Origin of the sequence: Cronobacter malonaticus LMG 23826 (assembly GCF_001277215.2) — a bacterium.
In the GTDB taxonomy this organism is placed as follows: Bacteria; Pseudomonadota; Gammaproteobacteria; order Enterobacterales; family Enterobacteriaceae; genus Cronobacter; species Cronobacter malonaticus.
In genome coordinates, this window is the sequence record NZ_CP013940.1 from 966,899 (window position 1) to 985,467 (window position 18,569).

Below are 18,569 nucleotides of genomic sequence, written 5' to 3' on the forward strand. Positions count from 1 at the left end.
TATCGTTAAGGAGAAGGACTGCGTGGAAATTTACGAGAACGAAAACGAGCAGCTCGACGCGGTAAAGCGTTTCTTTGCTGAAAATGGCAAAGCGCTGGCGGTGGGTGTGGTATTAGGGATTGGCGCGCTGGTCGGCTGGCGTTTCTGGAACGGTTCGCAGGTCGATTCCGCCCGTGAAGCTTCGCTGCATTATCAGAATGTAATGACTGATGTGCGCGCAGACGATCCGAAAACCCTGAGCGCGGCGCAGCAGTTCGTCGCCCAGAATCAAAACAGCTACGGCGCGCTGGCCGCGCTGGAACTGGCGCAGCGTTATGTGGATAAAAACGATCTCACCAACGCGGCGCAACAGTTACAAAAGGGCCTTGAGAACACGAAGGACGAGAATCTGCGCTCGCTGATTAATCTGCGCCTGGCGCGCATTCAGATCCAGCAGAAACAGGCGGATGCCGCGCTGAAAACCCTGGAAAGCGTCAAAGGCGAAAACTGGTCGGCGATGGTGGCCGATCTGCGTGGCGATGCGCTGCTGAGCAAAGGTGATAAGCAGGGCGCGCGCGATGCCTGGAGCAAAGGGGCGGACGATAAAAATTCTCCGGCGCTTGGCGATATGATGCAGATGAAAATCAATAACTTGTCCATCTGAGAGGGACCCGATGCAATTGCGTAAATTAGTTCTGCCAGCGATGCTTTCCGTCACGCTGTTAAGCGGTTGCTCACTGTTTAGCGGTGAAGAAGACGTGGTGAAAATGTCGCCGCTGCCGACCGTCGAAAACCAGTTCTCGCCGGAAGTGGCGTGGGATACCTCCGTGGGCAGCGGGATTGGCGATTTTTATTCCAACCTGCACCCGGCGTTTCTTGATGGCAACGTCTACGCGGCCGATCGTCGCGGTACGGTGAAAGCCGTGAATTCGCAGGATGGCAAAGAAATCTGGAGCATCGATCTCTCTGAGAAAACCGGCTTCTTCTCCCGTAACCGCCCGGCGCTGCTCTCAGGCGGCCTGACCGCGGTCGGCGCGCACGTTTACGTGGGCAGCGAAAAAGCGCAGGTTTACGCGCTGAATACGTCTGACGGCTCCATCGCCTGGCAGACCAAAGTGGCGGGCGAAGCGCTTTCCCGCCCGGTGGTCAGCGACGGCCTGGTGCTGATTCATACCAGCAACGGTATGCTGCAGGCGCTGAACGAAAGCGACGGTGCGATTAAGTGGACCGTCAACCTGGATATGCCGTCGCTCTCGCTGCGCGGCGAATCTGCACCGGCGTCGGCCTTTGGCGCAGCCATTGTCGGCGGTGATAACGGCCGCGTCAGCGCGGTGCTGATGCAGCGCGGCCAGATGATTTGGCAGCAGCGTATTTCGCAGGCGACAGGTGCGACCGAAATCGATCGTCTGAGCGACGTCGACACAACGCCGGTTGTCGTCAACGGCGTGGTTTACGCATTGGCATATAACGGCAACCTGACCGCGCTGGATCTGCGCTCCGGTCAGATTATGTGGAAACGCGAGCTGGGCTCGGTGAATGATTTCATCGTTGATGGCGGGCGTATCTACCTGGTGGACCAGAGCGATAACGTGCTGGCGCTGAACGTGGAAGGCGGCGTAACGCTCTGGACACAGACGCAGTTGCTGCACCGTAATCTGACCGCGCCGGTGCTCTATAATGGATCGCTGGTGGTCGGCGACAGCGAAGGTTACCTGCACTGGATGGACACCGATAACGGCCGTTTCGTGGCTCAGCAAAAAGTGGACAGCTCCGGCTTCCAGACCGAGCCGGTCGTGGCGGATAACAAGATCCTTATCCAGGCCAAAGACGGTACGCTTTACGCGATTACGCGTTAACAGACAGGCGTAGCACAGCTAAAACGGCTCCTGATTATCGCAGGGGCCGTTTCCTGTTTTCTGAAGCCCGTGGATTTTCTGCGGGTTTAACAATGATTTATCAGTAATGAGGCTTTAAGAATGATACCTGTGGTCGCGCTGGTCGGGCGCCCTAACGTCGGAAAATCCACGTTGTTCAACCGTTTAACCCGCACCCGGGATGCGCTGGTAGCGGATTTCCCGGGGCTGACGCGTGACCGCAAATATGGTCGTGCCGAAGTGGAAGGACGTGAATTTATCTGTATCGATACCGGCGGTATCGACGGCTCGGAAGAGGGCGTGGAAACCCGCATGGCGGAACAGTCGCTGCTGGCGATTGAAGAAGCCGATGTGGTGCTTTTCATGGTGGATGCCCGCGCTGGCCTGATGCCGGCGGATGAGGCCATCGCCAAACATCTGCGCAGCCGCCAGAAACCGACCTTCCTGGTCGCCAACAAAACCGATGGTCTCGATCCGGATCAGGCGGTCTCGGATTTCTACTCGCTTGGCCTGGGTGAAATTCATCCGATTGCGGCTTCTCACGGCCGCGGCGTGACGTCACTGCTGGAGCATGTGCTAGTGCCGTGGATGGACGATGTCGATCCGCCGGAAGAAGTGGATGAAGAAGCCGAATACTGGGCGCAGTTTGAAGCCGAGCAGAACGGTGAACTCGTCGAAGAAGAAGAGGACGATTTCAACCCGCAGGATCTGCCGATTAAACTGGCTATTGTTGGTCGTCCGAACGTAGGTAAGTCCACACTTACCAACCGTATTCTGGGCGAAGACCGCGTTGTGGTCTTTGACATGCCGGGCACTACGCGCGACAGCATCTACATTCCGATGGAGCGTGACGGACGCGAGTTTGTTCTCATCGATACCGCGGGTGTGCGTAAACGCGGCAAAATTACCGATGTGGTAGAGAAATTCTCGGTTATCAAAACGCTGCAGGCGATTGAAGACGCCAACGTGGTGCTGCTGGTTATTGATGCGCGTGAAGGCATTTCCGATCAGGATCTCTCGCTGCTGGGCTTTATTCTCAACAGCGGCCGCTCGCTGGTTATCGTCGTCAACAAGTGGGACGGCCTGAGCCAGGAAGTGAAAGAGGAAGTAAAAGAGACGCTGGATTACCGTCTCGGCTTTATCGACTTCGCCCGCGTACACTTCATCTCCGCGCTGCACGGCAGCGGCGTTGGCAACCTGTTTGAATCGGTACGCGAAGCTTATGACAGCTCCACGCGCCGTGTCAGCACAGCGCTGCTGACCCGCATCATGAAAATGGCGGAAGAAGACCATCAGCCGCCGATGGTACGTGGCCGCCGCGTGAAGCTGAAGTATGCGCATGCGGGCGGTTATAACCCGCCGATTGTGGTGATTCACGGCACTCAGGTGAAAGACCTGCCGGATTCCTACAAGCGTTATCTGATGAACTACTTCCGCAAATCGCTGGATGTGATGGGCACGCCGATTCGCATTCAGTTTAAGGAAGGCGCGAACCCGTTCGCCAACAAGCGCAACACGCTGACGCCAAACCAGCTGCGTAAGCGTAAACGCCTGATTAAGCACATCAAGAAAAGTAAATAACCGAAGCGGGAGTCATCATGACTCCCGCTGTGTTTTTAAGGAGGTCTCACGTGGAATTACGTTGTCCGAACTGTCAGAACGATCTTGAACAAAGCGAGCACGGCGCGCACTGTGCTGTCTGCCATCAGGATTACCAGGTCGAGGCGCGCTGCCCGGAGTGCCATCAGCCGCTGGAAGTACTGAAAGCGTGTGGCGCGGTGGACTATTTCTGCCGTAACGGCCACGGTCTGATTTCCCGTAAACGCGTGGAATTTACGCTGCAGGCGCACTAGTCGCAGATGCAGTCTTCGCCGTTTTTCCACAGCTCGCGTAGCCCTTCCGGCGCGGCGTTTTCCGGCACCAGCAGAACGATGTCGGCGTAGCCCGCCTGATTATGCTGCGTCCAGAGGATCTGGATGCGGAAGTAGCGCTGATCGCCGCGCCCGGGCGAATCGGCCTGTCCGGGCGGGAACGCCTCGGGCAGAGCCTGATGCAGAATATCGATAAGCCGTTGACGCTGCTGTGCGTTTAACTCAGCGACGGCGATGCGCCGCTGACCGGCCAGGCGTGGCATATACGCCACGCCGCCTTCACGCGCCAGCTCCACGACGGCGTCATCCGTCAGATCTGGCAAATCCATCACAACACCCCTGTGGTTTTCCACGCCTGTTCAATCGCCTTCGCCACGCTGTCGCCGGAGCGTTTACGCCCATGCTCGATAGTCAGCTTTGCGAAGCTGGCAAAATCCGCATTTTGCGAGAGTGAGCGGTCACAAACCGTGTCATACCACGCATAACCGGCTTTTTCCCAGGCGTAACCGCCGATGGCTGTCGCTGCGAGATAAAACGCGCGGTTCGGAATGCCGGAGTTAATATGCACGCCGCCGTTATCCTCGCGGGTTTTCACATAGTCTCTCATGTGGCCGGGCTGCGGATCTTTACCGAGCAGCGGGTCGTCATACGCGGTGCCAGGCTCTGACATCGAGCGCAGCCCTTTGCCGTTGATGCCTTCCGCCAGCAGCCCTTCGCCGATGATCCAGTCCGCCTGATCTGCCGTCTGCTGGCGCTGATATTGTTTCACCAGCGAGCCGAAGACGTCAGAAAGCGATTCGTTGAGCGCGCCGGCCTGCTCGAAGTAAATAAGCCCGGCTTCGGTTTCCGTCACGCCGTGGCTAAGCTCATGGCCCACCACGTCAATGGCGATAGTAAAGCGATTAAATATTTCGCCATCGCCGTCGCCAAAGACCATCTGCTGGCCGTTCCAGAAGGCGTTCTGGTATTCCTGTCCGTAATGGACCGTACCGCTGAGCACGAGGCCTTTGTTGTCGAGCGAATCGCGCTTATACGCTTTCCAGAAGAAATCGTGCGTCACGCCCAGATAGTCGTAGGCTTCGTCCACGGCGACGTCGCCGTTGGATGGCGCGCCTTCGCGGCGCACAAGCTCGCCTGGCAGCGTTTCGCGGTTCTGCGCGTCATAGATATCGCGCTCCAGCTTGCCTTTGGCAGAGACGTGCGCGGCAGCGGTCTCTTTGGGCTGATGCGCCATCAGGGTCTGGACGTGGGTGAGAGTCTGGCGCGCTTTCTGCTGCTGTGGCTCTGAGCCATGATCGATAATACGGCGCAGGATGTACGGGGGAATAACGGTTGGATAACGTGACTGGTTCATTAGGGTCTCCTTACACGGCAAGTGCCGTTGAAAAAACCAACACTTGCAGTATAGTTCGCGACCAGCCCGGTGCTCCTGAGGTTTATCCGGTTTTCTTTTTGCGCGTTTTTTTGGCGGGCGTAATCAGGCGGACTTCGCTTTCCACCCAGCCGTCGGCAAGCCGCGTAGTCAGCGTATCGCCGGGCTGCACCTGCTTCGTCGCTTTCAGTACGTTGCCATCCTGTGCCGTGGTGACGCTGTAGCCGCGTGCGAGCGTCGCGAGCGGGCTGACGGCTTCCAGGTGTGTGATGGCGTTGCCGAAGCGCTCACGCGTGTGGCTAAGGCGGGCCGCGACAATCTGCCCGAGGCGATATTCCAGCTGCTGAACGCGGGCCGAGGCGCGATGCAGGCGCGGCAACGGCTGCTGCTGGTTCAGGCGTTGCATCAGGCGGGTCTGACGCTGCGTTGCCTGGCGCATCCGGCTGTCCAGCGCGTTGTCCATACGCTGGCGCAGGCGCATCAACAGCGTTTGCTGGCGGGCAAGACGTAACTGCGGGTGTTGCTGCTCAAGGCGGTGATGCAGGCGCGTAAAGCGCTGCTGGCGGTTAGCCAGCGAGTAATCCATCGCCATTTCCAGACGCTGCTGTAATGCCTGCACCTGACGCAGCAGTTCAAGCTGGTTGCGGCTGACGATCTCGGCGGCGGCAGACGGCGTCGGCGCGCGCAGATCCGCGACGAAATCGGCAATAGTGACGTCGGTTTCATGGCCGACCGCGCTGACGACCGGAATGCGGCTTGCGAAAATCGCCCGCGCGACGCGCTCGTCGTTAAAGCTCCATAAATCTTCCAGCGAGCCGCCGCCGCGCCCGACGATTAACACGTCGCATTCGTCACGCAGGTTGGCAAGCTCAATGGCGCGCACAATCTGTGCAGGCGCGTCGTCGCCCTGTACCGCTGTGGGGTAGATAACCACCGGCAGCGACGGATCGCGACGGCGTAAGACATTCAGCACATCATGCAGCGCCGCGCCGGTTTTCGACGTAATCACGCCCACCTGGCGCGCCGGGGAGGGCAGCGGCTTTTTCAGCGCCGGATCGAATAACCCTTCGGTGGCGAGCTGCTGCTTGAGCTGTTCATAGCGCTGTTGCAACAGGCCTTCACCGGCAGGCTGCATGCTTTCGACGATGATTTGATAGTCGCCGCGCGGCTCGTAGAGGGTGATATTGGCGCGCACCAGTACCTGCTGACCGTGCTGCGGCCGAAACGTCACGCGGCGGTTGCTGTTGCGGAACATCGCACAGCGCACCTGGGCGGTGTCGTCTTTCAGCGTAAAGTACCAGTGACCGGACGCGGGCTGGGTGAAGTTAGAGATTTCGCCGCTGATCCAGACCTGGCCCATCTCCTGCTCAAGCAGCAGACGCACGCTCTGGTTAAGGCGGCTGACGGTAAAAATTGAGGGTGTCTGAGTAAGCGGCATGTGAGCTGGATCAAATTTTAAATCAGCGGGTTATTCAATCGATAGTAACCTGCGCGCAGGCCAGCGCAACCTTTTTTCGCAAAAAAATGTAGAAGCAATCGGTTACGCTCTGTATAATGCCGCGGCAATATTTTATCTGTTCTCATTCACCCCAGGTTGAGATATTGCCCATGCTACGTATCGCTAAAGAAGCACTGACGTTTGACGACGTCCTCCTCGTTCCCGCTCACTCTACCGTTCTGCCGAACACCGCAGATCTCAGCACGCAACTGACCAAAACCATCCGCCTGAACATCCCGATGCTTTCAGCGGCGATGGATACCGTCACGGAAGCGCGTCTGGCGATTGCCCTGGCGCAGGAAGGCGGCATCGGCTTTATCCACAAAAACATGTCTATTGAGCGCCAGGCAGAAGAAGTTCGCCGCGTGAAAAAACATGAATCCGGCGTCGTGACTGACCCGCAGACTGTTCTGCCGACCACCACCCTGCGTGAAGTGAAAGAGCTGACCGAGCGCAACGGCTTTGCAGGCTACCCGGTTGTGACCGAAGAGAACGAACTGGTGGGTATCATCACCGGCCGCGACGTGCGCTTCGTGACCGATCTGAACCAGCCGGTCAGCGTTTACATGACGCCGAAAGCGCGTCTGGTGACCGTTCGCGAAGGCGAATCCCGCGACGTCGTGCTGGCGAAAATGCACGAAAAGCGCGTTGAGAAGGCGCTGGTTGTGGATGAGAGCTTCCACCTGCGCGGCATGATTACCGTAAAAGATTTCCAGAAAGCCGAACGTAAACCGAACGCCTGTAAAGACGAGCAGGGCCGTCTGCGCGTGGGCGCGGCGGTGGGCGCGGGCGCCGGTAACGAAGAGCGTGTTGACGCGCTGGTTGCCGCAGGCGTTGACGTGCTGCTGATTGACTCCTCCCACGGCCACTCCGAAGGCGTGCTGCAGCGCATTCGCGAAACCCGTGCGAAATACCCGGATCTGCAAATCATCGGCGGTAACGTTGCGACGGCCGCAGGCGCGAAAGCCCTGGCGGATGCGGGCGTCAGCGCGGTGAAAGTGGGTATCGGTCCTGGCTCCATCTGTACCACCCGTATCGTCACCGGCGTGGGCGTACCGCAGATCACCGCCGTGGCGGACGCGGTAGAAGCGCTGGAAGGCACCGGCATTCCGGTAATCGCTGACGGCGGCATTCGTTTCTCGGGCGATATCGCCAAAGCGATCGCGGCGGGCGCAAGCGTCGTGATGGTTGGCTCTATGCTGGCTGGTACGGATGAATCCCCGGGTGAAATCGAGCTGTACCAGGGCCGTGCGTATAAATCCTATCGCGGCATGGGCTCGCTCGGCGCGATGTCCAAAGGCTCTTCCGACCGCTACTTCCAGACTGATAACGCCGCTGACAAGCTGGTGCCGGAAGGCATCGAAGGCCGCGTGGCGTATAAAGGCCGTCTGAAAGAGATTATTCACCAACAGATGGGCGGTCTGCGCTCCTGCATGGGGCTGACCGGCTGCGCCACGATCGACGAGCTGCGTACCAAAGCGGAATTCGTGCGCATCAGCGGCGCGGGCATTCAGGAAAGCCACGTTCACGATGTGACCATCACTAAAGAGTCTCCGAACTACCGTATGGGTTCTTAATTTTCTTCGCCCGGCGTTCGCGCCGGGCGTTTACTTTGTATCAGCTACTTTCTGGAAAACGCGTCAATGACGGACAACATTCATAAGCATCGTATCCTTATCCTCGACTTCGGTTCTCAGTACACCCAACTGGTGGCCCGCCGCGTGCGTGAGCTGGGCGTTTACTGTGAACTGTGGGCCTGGGACGTGACGGAAGAGCAAATCCGCGGCTTTAACCCGAACGGGATTATCCTTTCCGGCGGCCCGGAGAGCACCACTGAAGAAAACAGCCCGCGCGCGCCGGAATATGTCTTTAACGCCGGTGTGCCGGTGCTTGGCGTTTGCTACGGTATGCAGACCATGGCGATGCAGCTGGGCGGCCATGTGGAAGGTTCTAACGAGCGTGAATTCGGGTATGCGCAGGTAGAAGTTAAAACCGACAGCGCGCTGGTGCGTGGTATTGAAGATGCGCTGAGCGCCGACGGCAACCCGCTGCTGGATGTCTGGATGAGCCACGGCGATAAAGTGACCGCCATTCCTTCCGATTTCGTGACCGTCGCCAGCACCGAAACCTGTCCGTTCGCGATTATGGCGAACGAAGAAAAACGCTTCTACGGCGTGCAGTTCCACCCGGAAGTGACCCACACCCGCCAGGGCCTGCGTATGCTGGAGCGCTTCGTGCGCGACATCTGCGAGTGCGAAGCGCTGTGGACGCCGGCGAAAATCATCGACGACGCGGTTGAGCGCATTCGTCAGCAGGTGGGCAACGATCGCGTGATCCTGGGCCTCTCGGGCGGTGTGGATTCCTCCGTGACCGCGATGCTGCTGCACCGCGCGATTGGCGACCGTCTGACCTGCGTCTTCGTTGATAACGGCCTGCTGCGCCTGAATGAAGCCGAGCAGGTGATGGATATGTTCGGCGACCATTTCGGCCTTAACATCGTTCACGTCCCGGCGGAAGCGCGCTTCCTTGACGCGCTGGCGGGCATCGACGAGCCGGAAGCCAAGCGTAAAACCATTGGTCGCGTGTTCGTAGAAGTGTTCGACGAAGAAGCGCTGAAGCTGGAAGATGTGAAGTGGCTGGCGCAGGGCACCATCTACCCGGATGTGATTGAATCTGCGGCATCTGCCACCGGCAAAGCGCACGTAATCAAATCTCACCACAACGTGGGCGGCTTGCCGAAAGAGATGAAAATGGGCCTCGTTGAGCCGCTCAAAGAGCTGTTTAAAGACGAAGTGCGCAAGATTGGTCTGGAGCTGGGTCTGCCGTATGACATGCTCTATCGCCACCCATTCCCGGGGCCGGGTCTCGGTGTGCGCGTACTGGGCGAAGTGAAAAAAGAGTACTGTGACCTGCTGCGCCGCGCCGACGCTATCTTCATCGAAGAGCTGCGCCGTGCGGATCTGTACGACAAAGTGAGCCAGGCATTCGCAGTGTTCCTGCCGGTGCGCTCTGTCGGCGTCATGGGCGATGGCCGTAAGTATGACTGGGTCGTCTCACTGCGCGCGGTCGAAACCATCGACTTTATGACCGCTCACTGGGCGCATCTGCCATACGATTTCCTGGGCCGCGTTTCCAACCGTATTATCAATGAAATCAACGGTATTTCCCGTGTGGTTTATGATATCAGCGGTAAACCGCCCGCGACGATTGAGTGGGAATGATTCCCGGCAACGCTTTCTGCTGTATGTAACGTTACAAGCAGGACACGACTTCTGAACCCGCATCGCTGCGGGTTTTTTTATTTCTTAATTATCATGCCCACTGCGATAAAGCTTTTCATCAACCTTACCCTGGGCCATCTGCACAATGCGCGGTATTGCATCAGATGAGCCATTATTTGTAGCGTTGGCAGACACTTTTTCTGAACACTAATGAAGCCTTCTCATTATGCAGGAATAGGTCGTTATGCATGAGGACGTTTGATCCCGGATGACGCGGCATAAACTTTCGTCGGATGCAGAATATTCTGTCTGGCGGGATCTAAGATAACGCCCGCTCATCATCGATTGCGGGCGTTTCTGGCGTCGCAAGGGGAGCTTAAGACACTAGCGCTGCTGCTGTTGTTGCGAGGAGACGTCAAGAGGCATGCTGATTTGCTGGGCCTGGACTTTATCCTGGTGGTGGTACCACGCGCCGATGGCGGAGTAGATAAAGCGACCAAAGAAGAAAAGAAAACTGATAAGCAGTACAATACGGGTCATTCGACCGTTGAATCTGTCCCGTCTTCGTATGCTGGTGGCCTGTGACACGCCTTTACCCTTCAGATTTACCCGTCAACTGCGGGCGACGTAAATATTAAGGCATAGCGAGACGAAGAGGTCAATTATTCATCATGTAAAATTCCGTACGAATCTGCTGAATCTGTTTTTTATTAATATATTTAAGCAGTTGATGCATAAAGCGATAAAGGTCTTTTTCTGCAAATGCCGGTTCGCGTCTGGTGCGGTCGTATTACTTGATGTATATCAAAGGAAAGCGGTTTCCTGTGGCTAAGATTGGCTAACCGCGCCGCGTCCGGCCCAGGTCTGTCGCGCTTCTCAACAGCCAGGTCGGATGCCTGCCTGAAATTCTTGCCCGGGAACGGGAATCTGGTATTGAGCATCTATGTTATCGGTTGAAACACTCAAGAAAAATAAAGACCAATGGTGGGCACTGCCGCTGGTGTTACCGCTGTTGTTATTACCGCTCGCGCGTGTTGGTAATACCTACGTGCATATTGAAGGCGGTTTGGTGGTGCTTTATTACCTGCCGCTGTCGCTGTTTAGCGCCTTCATCATGATGTATGGCCGTCGCGCGCTGCCCGGTATCGCGCTTGGCGTCGTGGTCTATTACCACCGCAACGTCGGGCTGTTAGATCTCACTGTTACGCTGCTCAATTTCTTTGTGCCGACTACGCTGAGCTGGGCAGGCTACCGTATCTTCGCGCCGGGCCAGCATGCGGTTTCCTGGTGGCACGCTCGCAGCGGCGCGCAGCGTATGTTCTGGCTGGTATTCTTTAACGCCACGGTGTTTATGCTGTTTTACCAGATAGCCGCGTTTCTCGGGCTGTATGAACGGCCGACATCACTGACGGGCGAGAATCCTTTTACCGTACTGACGCTTATCAGTTATCAGGCTGTGCTGGTCGGCTGCCTTACGGGGACGCCGGTTTTCTATCTGCTTATCCGTGTGCTGCGCCACCCGCGCTATCTGAAGAGCTTTCTCTCGCAGGCGCGTGCGCAGCGCGATAAGAAAGTCAGTAAAGTCGAAGTGGCCGTCTGGCTTGGCATTATTCTGTTCCTGCTCGGCTGTCTGATGCAGCCAACGGGCGATAGCAGTTCGCTGTTCAGCACCACGTATACGCTCTCGCTGCTGTTGCCGGTGATGCTGTGGGGCGCGATGCGGTTTGGCTATTTCTTTATCACTACCGTCTGGACGCCAGTACTGGCGCTGTTATGCCATTACTACTATCTCTATTTTCCGTCGGTGCCCGGCTACGAAACCCAGATGGTGATAAATACTTCCAGCTACGGCGTCTTTTCGCTGGTAATCGTCTTTATGGCGTTAACCGCCACCCGCCAGCGCATAATGCATCTGCGCGGCCGTCGTCTGGCGTTAATCGACCCGTTAAGCCACATGCCGAATCTGCGTGCGCTGAACCGGGATCTTGGCAAAGCGCCCTGGTCGGTGCTCTGTTTTATGCGTATTCCGGAGCTTGAGCTGCTCGGGCGTAATTATGGCGTCATGCTGCGCATCCTCTATAAGCAGCAGATGGCGGCGTGGTTGCGCCAGATCCTGCTGCCGGATGAGCTGGCGTATCAACTTTCCGGGCACGATTTGGTGCTGCGCATTCATACCGAATCGTACCTTGAGCGCATCGACGCGTTGGATAAACGCGTGCGGCAGTTTCGCTTTATGTGGGACGGCATGCCGTTGCAGCCGCAGGTTGGCATCAGCTACAGCTTCGTGCGTTCGCCGGTCACGCATCTGCATCTGCTGCTTGGCGAAATGAGCACCATGGCGGATCTGTCGCTCGCCACCAATCAGCCCGAAAGTCTCCAGTGTCGCGGTGCAAACCACGTGCAGAAAGCCGTTAAGCTCAAAGTAGATATGCTCAATCGCTTGCAGCAGGCGCTGGATAATCATCATTTCCGATTGATGGCACAGCGTATCGAAGGGATGCGCGGCGACAGCTACTACGAGATCCTGCTGCGTATGCGCGGTGATGATGGCGAACTGATCGCGCCGGAGATTTTCCTGCCGGTAGCGCATGAGTTCGGCCTCTCGTCGCGCATCGATCTGATGGTGCTGGAAAGCACGCTGCAATTTATGGACGAGTGGCGTGAACAACTCCCCGCCAGCCGTTTCTCTATCAACCTGACACCCGCCACCGTCTGTCGTGTGCCGTTTCCAGGCGAGGTACAGCGGCTACTGGCGCGTTATCACGTTGAGCCATGGCAGCTAATTTTTGAAATCACCGAAAGCCAGTCGTTTACCAACGTGGAACAGACGCAGGTGACGCTCTCGCGACTGCGTGCGATGGGGTGTCGCATTGCGATTGACGATTTCGGCACCGGCTACGCCAGCTACGCGCGGCTGAAAAGCATCAACGCCGATATTTTAAAAATCGACGGCAGTTTTATTCGCAATATCGTGACCAGCAGCCTGGATTATCAGATTGTTGAATCAATGTGCCATCTGGCGCGGATGAAAAATATGCAGGTGGTGGCGGAATATGTCGAAAGCGAAGAGATAAAAAACGTCGCCTGTTCGCTGGGTATCGACTATCTGCAGGGCTATGTGATTGGTAAGCCGCAACCGCTGGAGTCGCTAATCGCGACGAAACCGGAGAGGACAGCGCAGGCATAAAAAAACGGTGAGCCAGGCTCACCGTTTCGCGTTTCAGGCGGCCACTTCCGGGCTCGCTTCTTCTTCAATATTCAGCTTCCAGCCGGTGACGCCTTCCCAGTATTGCTGCTCGCGTTCGAGATCCAGCAGCACCAGCGCGTTCTGGCTGAACCAGTCGTGCGGGAAACGCAGAGTCCAGTGATTCTCATCGGTGTTCAGCACCAGCGTCGGCGGCGTGGTGGTCGCCTGGCGCTGATTATTCAGCAGCACGCCGAGGCGCAGCAGCTGGATCAGCGGCAGGAACTGCTTTTTCTTATACAGCGTAAAGCGCGGCAGCTCGTCGAGCTTAATCGCCTTACGGTGATAGCGCACCATCGTCGCCATCATCATCTGCTGCTCCTGGTTAAAGCCCGGCAGATCGCTGTTCTGGAGGATATACGCCGAATGGCGGTGCAGGCCGCTGTGGTTAATGCCAAGCCCGACTTCATGCAGCATCGCCGCCCATTTCAGGAGCGCCGCCAGCGACGGGTTCGCAAGCTTAGGGTTCTGCTGCTCCCACTGTTCATACATCAGCATCGTGGTATCCAACACCCGGTGCGCCTGCTCTCTGTCGATATGGTACTGGTTAGCGAGGCTCTGTGCTGTACGAATGCGGATATCCTGATGGCGGAAACGGCCTTCCATCTCATACAGCACGCCTTCGCGCAGCGCGCCGTCTGACAGACGCAGCTCGCGAATAGCCAGCGCGTCAAACACGCCGCAGAGAATAGCCAGCCCAGGCACGAAGACGACTTTGCGCTCTTCCGACAGGCCCGGCAGGGTAAGCGCGGAGAAGTGGCCGAATTTCAGCACTTCATCGCGCAGCATATCGAGACGATCCGGCGTGATAAAACCGTCTTTCTCGCCCATCTCTACCAGCACTTCATGCGCGGCTTTAATGGTGCCGGAGGCGCCCAGTGCCACGGTCCAGCCTTTCAGGCGGTACTGCCAGGCGAGGCTTTCAAGCTTTTGTACGGCGGCGAGGCGTGCGCGGCGGAAATTATCCGGCGTGATTTCACCGTTCGGGAAGAAATGCTGCCCGAAGCTGACGCAGCCCATACGGCGGCTTTCGACCAGCTGCGGCTCGAAATCTTCGCCGATCACCAGCTCCGTCGAGCCGCCGCCGATATCAATAACCAGCTTGCGTCCGCGTTCCGGCTGCGTATGTTCCACGCCCATAAAAATCAGGCGCGCTTCTTCATTGCCGGAGATAATTTCGATTGGGTAAGGGATAACCTTTTCCGCGCGACGCAGGAAATCCGTCGCGTTAGACGCCTGGCGCAGCGTGTGGGTGCCCACGATGCAGACGTTAGCCGCGGAAAAGCCCTGCAGGCGCTCGGCGAACAGGGAAAGACAGGCGAGGCCGCGCTCCATGGCCTCTTCGGTCAGCATATTGTTTTCATCCAGCCCATCGGCCAGGTGTACGCGTTGTTTCAGACGACCAATGATTTGCATGGCGCCATCCACCACACGGGCAATCACCATATGGAAGCTGTTAGAGCCGAGATCGACCGCAGCAAATTCCTCCGGTCGTGGAGCATCAGAAGTTATCGGCATAGATTATTCAGGCTGTTCCAGAGATTTTATGTAATCGTAAATCGCCAATTGTGCGCGAACTTTGCGGCGATTACCACGCGGCACATAGCGATTACTCAGTTCTTTATCCACATAACGGGCTTTTACCGTATCACTGAACAGGATATCAATAATATCCAGAATGCGCTGTTTCAGGCGCGGGTCCAGCAGCGGCGCGGCCACCTCAATGCGGTAGTCGATATTACGCGTCATCCAGTCGGCAGACGACAAATAAACGCGTTTATCGCCGCCGTTTTCGAAAATATAGACCCGGTCATGTTCAAGATAGCGGTCAACGATACTGATGACCTGAATATTATCGCTCAGGCCCTCAAGCTGCGGGATAAGCGAACACATGCCGCGGATCAACAGGTTGACTTTTACGCCGGAGCCGGACGCCGCGTAGAGGCGATCCACCAGACCTTTATCGACGAGGTTATTGAGCTTAAGCGTGATCCCTGACGGCAGCCCCTGCTGCGCGTTGGCGATCTCCTGGTCGATCATCTCGTAAAGCAGGCGGCGCGAGTTTTGCGGCGACACCAGCAGGTAATCGAAGCTCACCGGCCGGTAAGGGTTCTCGATAAAGTTAAACACACGGCGCACTTCATTGGTGATACGCGCGTCGGCGGTCAGCAGCGAGTAGTCGGTATAGAGGCGCGCGGTTTTCTCGTTAAAGTTGCCGGTGCCGATATGCGCGTAGCGCACCACGTCGTCACCCTCTTTACGCGAGATGAGAAACAGCTTGGCGTGAATCTTAAGGCCAGGCGCTGAGAAGATCACATGCACGCCCGCTTCGGTGAGGCGTTTCGCCCAGTGAATATTCGCCTCTTCATCGAAGCGCGCCTGTAACTCCACCACCACGGTTACTTTCTTGCCGTTGTGCGCGGCGTGGATCATCGAGTCGATAATGCGCGAGTCTTTCGCCACGCGATAGATATTGATTTTGATGGCCAGCACGCTCGGGTCGAACGACGCCTGGCGCAGCAGTTCCAGCACATGCTCGAACGTGTGATACGGGTAGTAGAGCAGCACGTCGCGCTCGCGAATAGCGTCAAAGCCGTTGCGGAATTGATCGAACCAGATGTGGCGCAGGCGCGGCAGCGGTTTGTTGATCAGATTCGCTTTCCCGACATTCGGGAAGCTAATGAAATCTTTAAAGTTATGGTAGCGACCGCCCGGCACGATGGAGTCATAGCGCGAGATAGAGAGCTTCTCGCGCAGCATCTGCACCATCGCGTCCGGCATGTCGCGCTGGTAGACGAAACGCACCGGTTCGGCGGTGAGGCGCTGCTTGAGGCTTGAAGACATCAGCTCCAGCAGGCTCGATTCCATCTCATGCACCAGATCGTATTCCGCATCGCGCGTCATCTTCATGGAATAGGCGTTCAGCGCGTCGTAATCGAAAAAGCCTTTGAAAATGTCATCCAGGCAGAAGCGCAGAATGTTATCCAGCAAGATCATCGGTTTGCGGCGGCGCGGGGTTTCGGGCGGGAGATTCACGAAGCGCGGCACTTTATCGGCCGGGATCTCCAGCAGCGCGTAGCGAATCGATTCGCCGCGGATAATTTCGACCGCCAGATAGGTGTAATCGTCTTTCAGGAACTGCACCAGATCGGTGTCGCGATTAATCAGCGTCGGGGTGACGTGCTGGCGCAGATAGTGTTTGAAGTAGTGGCGCAGCCACACCTGCTGGTTTTCAGAAAGCTGGCGTTCGTTAATCAGGAAGATTTGGTTACGCGCCATCTCCAGCAGCAGATCGTTATACAGGCCGTCAAACTCCTGATCCGCTTTCAACACCCGCGACTGGATCTTGCCCAGCAGGTGGCGCGAATGGGAGTTAGAACCCTGCTCTTCGCTGATGATAATGCGCCGCTTAAGCTCGGCAAACCGGACCTTATAAAATTCATCAAGGTTATTGGAGTAGATGCCCAGAAAGCGCATGCGCTCGATAAGCGGGTTGGTTTTATCCGCCGCCTCCTGCAATACGCGTTCGTTGAACGATAACCAGCTCAGTTCTTTTTCGATATAAAGCTTTTCCTGACCCATTACTACTCACACTCCGGTTGATTAACTCGGGACGTGTCAAATCCGTCTCGGGGTTATTATGGCGAGCTTTGTCATGCTCTGTCCAACTGTGCCAGAAAAGTATGACAGTTATCCGCAGGCTTTCGAGAAAGCGGCAAAAAAGCCTGTGAAACCGTGAAGTTGCCGGACAAGTTTTCCGTGCCGATGATGGAATTAACGGCCGGGGAGAGAAAAAATAAAGGGCCTTTCGGCCCTTTAATCACTCGTCAGAAGCGTAACCCTGCGGCGGGAGCGGCTGCCCGTCCAGCCAGGCGCGGCCCTCGCGCATCGCGAGGCGGCCATCGATAAACCAGCTCACCACCAGCGGGTAGATGGCGTGCTCTTGCGCCTGAACGCGCGCGGTGACGTCTTCTTCGCTGTCGCCGGGAAAGACCGGGACGCGGGCCTGTAAAATCACCGGGCCGCCGTCCAGCTCGTCCGTGACGAAATGCACCGACGTGCCGTGCTCGTCATCGCCATTAGCGAGCGCCTGGCGGTGCGTATGCAGCCCCGGATATTTCGGCAGCAGGGAAGGGTGAATATTCAGCAGCCGTCCTTCATAGTGCGCCACAAAGGCCGGGCTCAGAATACGCATGTAACCCGCCAGCACCACCAAGTCCGGTGCGTAGGCGTCTATCTCCTGCATCAGCTCGCGGTCAAACGCCTCGCGGCTGGCAAAATCGGCTGCGCTTAACGCATGGGCGGGAATATCGGCCTCGCGGGCGCGCTCGAGGCCGAACGCGTCGGCCTTGTTGCTGAAAACGGCACTAATCACACCGTTGATTTTCTTCTGCGCGCAGGCGTCGATAATCGCCTGTAAATTACTGCCGCTGCCGGAAATCAGCACTACGATGCGCTTCATTACGCAATAACCACGCGTTCCTGGGCATCGGAGGCTTTAATCGCGCCGATTTTCCATGCGGTTTCGCCGAGGCTGTTGAGCAGGGCTACCGCGTTATCCGCTTCTGCGGCTGGCAGGGCGATGACCATGCCAACGCCGCAGTTAAAGGTACGGTACATTTCATGACGGCTGACGTTGCCCGCCTGTTGCAGCCAGTTGAAGACCGCCGGCCACTGCCAGGAGGCCTCATCAATCACCGCCTGGGTGTTGTCCGGCAGCACGCGCGGAATGTTTTCCCAGAAGCCGCCGCCGGTCAGGTGGGCGATGGCGTGAACTTCAAGCTTCTCAATCAGCTCCAGCACCGGTTTTACATAGATGCGGGTAGGGGCCAGCAGGTGATCGGCGAGCGGTTTGCCGTCAAGCTCGGTGGTTTGCGGGTCCGCGCCGCTCACTTCAAGAATTTTACGCACCAGCGAATAGCCGTTGGAGTGCGGGCCGCTGGAGGCCAGCGCCACCAGCACGTCGCCGTCGGCGACTTTCGAGCCGTCGATAATCTCTGATTTTTCCACTACGCCGACACAGAAACCGGCCACGTCGTAATCGTCGCCGTGATACATGCCCGGCATTTCCGCCGTTTCGCCGCCCACCAGCGCGCAGCCGGATTGCAGGCAGCCTTCGGCGATGCCGTTAATCACGCTTGCCGCGGTATCCACATCCAGCTTGCCGGTCGCGTAGTAATCGAGGAAGAACAGCGGCTCGGCGCCCTGTACCACCAGATCGTTCACGCACATCGCCACCAGGTCGATGCCAATCGTGTCGTGACGTTTCAGATCCATCGCCAGACGCAGCTTGGTGCCGACGCCGTCCGTCCCGGAGACCAGCACCGGCTCGCGGTATTTCTGCGGCAGCGCGCAGAGGGCGCCGAAGCCGCCCAGGCCACCCATCACTTCCGGGCGACGGGTTTTTTTCACGACGCCTTTGATTCGGTCGACCAGAGCGTTACCAGCATCAATATCAACACCGGCATCTTTATAGCTGAGAGAGGTTTTGTCGGTCACTGCTAAGTCCC

At 57.3% G+C, this 18,569-nt stretch carries 15 protein-coding genes; 7 read left to right on the forward strand and 8 right to left on the reverse strand.

Annotated elements, in window-relative coordinates; all coding sequences use genetic code 11:
• Positions 1-22 precede the first annotated feature (22 nt).
• From AFK66_RS04445 to AFK66_RS04460, 4 genes are all read left to right on the forward strand, one after another.
• Positions 23-643 (forward strand): YfgM family protein, encoded by a 621-nt coding sequence (locus AFK66_RS04445; protein WP_007777218.1) that lies wholly within the window; start codon positions 23-25, stop codon positions 641-643.
• Positions 644-653: 10 nt separating this feature from the next.
• Entirely contained in the window at positions 654-1,835 is a 1,182-nt protein-coding gene (gene bamB / locus AFK66_RS04450; RefSeq protein WP_007777215.1) for an outer membrane protein assembly factor BamB, read from the forward strand.
• 120 nt (positions 1,836-1,955) lie between these two features.
• Entirely contained in the window at positions 1,956-3,434 is a 1,479-nt protein-coding gene (der, locus tag AFK66_RS04455; RefSeq protein WP_004386980.1) for a ribosome biogenesis GTPase Der, read from the forward strand.
• 50 nt (positions 3,435-3,484) lie between these two features.
• On the forward strand, positions 3,485-3,706 hold the full coding sequence (locus tag AFK66_RS04460; RefSeq protein WP_007777212.1) for a zinc ribbon domain-containing protein: 222 nt from the start codon (positions 3,485-3,487) through the stop codon (positions 3,704-3,706).
• On the opposite strand, the gene AFK66_RS04465 is transcribed toward AFK66_RS04460, so the two are convergent.
• The 3 genes from AFK66_RS04465 to xseA form a co-directional block, all read right to left on the reverse strand.
• Entirely contained in the window at positions 3,703-4,053 is a 351-nt protein-coding gene (locus AFK66_RS04465; RefSeq protein WP_023898201.1) for a protealysin inhibitor emfourin, read from the reverse strand. The two genes, AFK66_RS04460 and AFK66_RS04465, sit on opposite strands and share 4 nt — an antisense overlap.
• On the reverse strand, positions 4,053-5,078 hold the full coding sequence (locus tag AFK66_RS04470; protein WP_023898202.1) for a M4 family metallopeptidase: 1,026 nt from the start codon (positions 5,076-5,078) through the stop codon (positions 4,053-4,055). Before AFK66_RS04470 ends, AFK66_RS04465 begins: the two co-directional genes overlap by 1 nt.
• Positions 5,079-5,160: 82 nt before the next feature.
• The gene (xseA, locus tag AFK66_RS04475) at positions 5,161-6,534 is read right to left on the reverse strand and encodes an exodeoxyribonuclease VII large subunit (protein WP_023898203.1); all 1,374 of its coding nucleotides are present in this window, start codon (positions 6,532-6,534) and stop codon (positions 5,161-5,163) included.
• Positions 6,535-6,704: 170 nt separating this feature from the next.
• Between xseA and guaB the strand changes: the two genes are divergently transcribed.
• Both guaB and guaA read left to right on the forward strand, forming a co-directional pair.
• A complete protein-coding gene (guaB, locus tag AFK66_RS04480) occupies positions 6,705-8,171 on the forward strand; it encodes an IMP dehydrogenase (RefSeq protein WP_004386985.1) in 1,467 nt (488 codons plus the stop codon).
• Between the two features lie 66 nt (positions 8,172-8,237).
• Positions 8,238-9,815, forward strand: coding sequence for a glutamine-hydrolyzing GMP synthase (gene guaA, locus AFK66_RS04485; RefSeq protein WP_007897290.1), 1,578 nt, complete (start codon positions 8,238-8,240; stop codon positions 9,813-9,815).
• Between the two features lie 384 nt (positions 9,816-10,199).
• Here guaA and AFK66_RS21105 read toward each other — a convergent pair whose 3' ends face one another.
• Positions 10,200-10,403: a YfgG family protein gene (locus AFK66_RS21105; protein ID WP_071603000.1), complete on the reverse strand. Its 204-nt coding sequence runs from the start codon at positions 10,401-10,403 to the stop codon at positions 10,200-10,202.
• Positions 10,404-10,758: 355 nt separating this feature from the next.
• On the opposite strand from AFK66_RS21105, the gene AFK66_RS04490 reads away from it, so the two are divergent.
• Positions 10,759-13,002: a sensor domain-containing phosphodiesterase gene (locus tag AFK66_RS04490; RefSeq protein ID WP_007777190.1), complete on the forward strand. Its 2,244-nt coding sequence runs from the start codon at positions 10,759-10,761 to the stop codon at positions 13,000-13,002.
• 33 nt (positions 13,003-13,035) lie between these two features.
• Here the strand turns inward: AFK66_RS04490 and ppx are convergent, their stop codons facing one another.
• The 4 genes from ppx to purM all read right to left on the reverse strand — a co-directional run bounded on the left by ppx (position 13,036) and on the right by purM (position 18,558).
• Complete coding sequence (ppx, locus tag AFK66_RS04495) at positions 13,036-14,577, reverse strand: exopolyphosphatase (protein ID WP_007777188.1); 1,542 nt, start codon at positions 14,575-14,577, stop codon at positions 13,036-13,038.
• Between the two features lie 3 nt (positions 14,578-14,580).
• Positions 14,581-16,641: a polyphosphate kinase 1 gene (gene ppk1, locus AFK66_RS04500; RefSeq protein ID WP_023898204.1), complete on the reverse strand. Its 2,061-nt coding sequence runs from the start codon at positions 16,639-16,641 to the stop codon at positions 14,581-14,583.
• Positions 16,642-16,879: 238 nt separating this feature from the next.
• Complete coding sequence (gene purN, locus AFK66_RS04505; RefSeq protein ID WP_023898205.1) at positions 16,880-17,521, reverse strand: phosphoribosylglycinamide formyltransferase; 642 nt, start codon at positions 17,519-17,521, stop codon at positions 16,880-16,882.
• Positions 17,521-18,558 carry a phosphoribosylformylglycinamidine cyclo-ligase gene (purM, locus tag AFK66_RS04510; protein ID WP_007869947.1) on the reverse strand — a complete coding sequence of 346 codons (1,038 nt, stop codon included), beginning with the start codon at positions 18,556-18,558 and terminating at the stop codon, positions 17,521-17,523. Before purM ends, purN begins: the two co-directional genes overlap by 1 nt.
• Positions 18,559-18,569 lie beyond the last annotated feature (11 nt).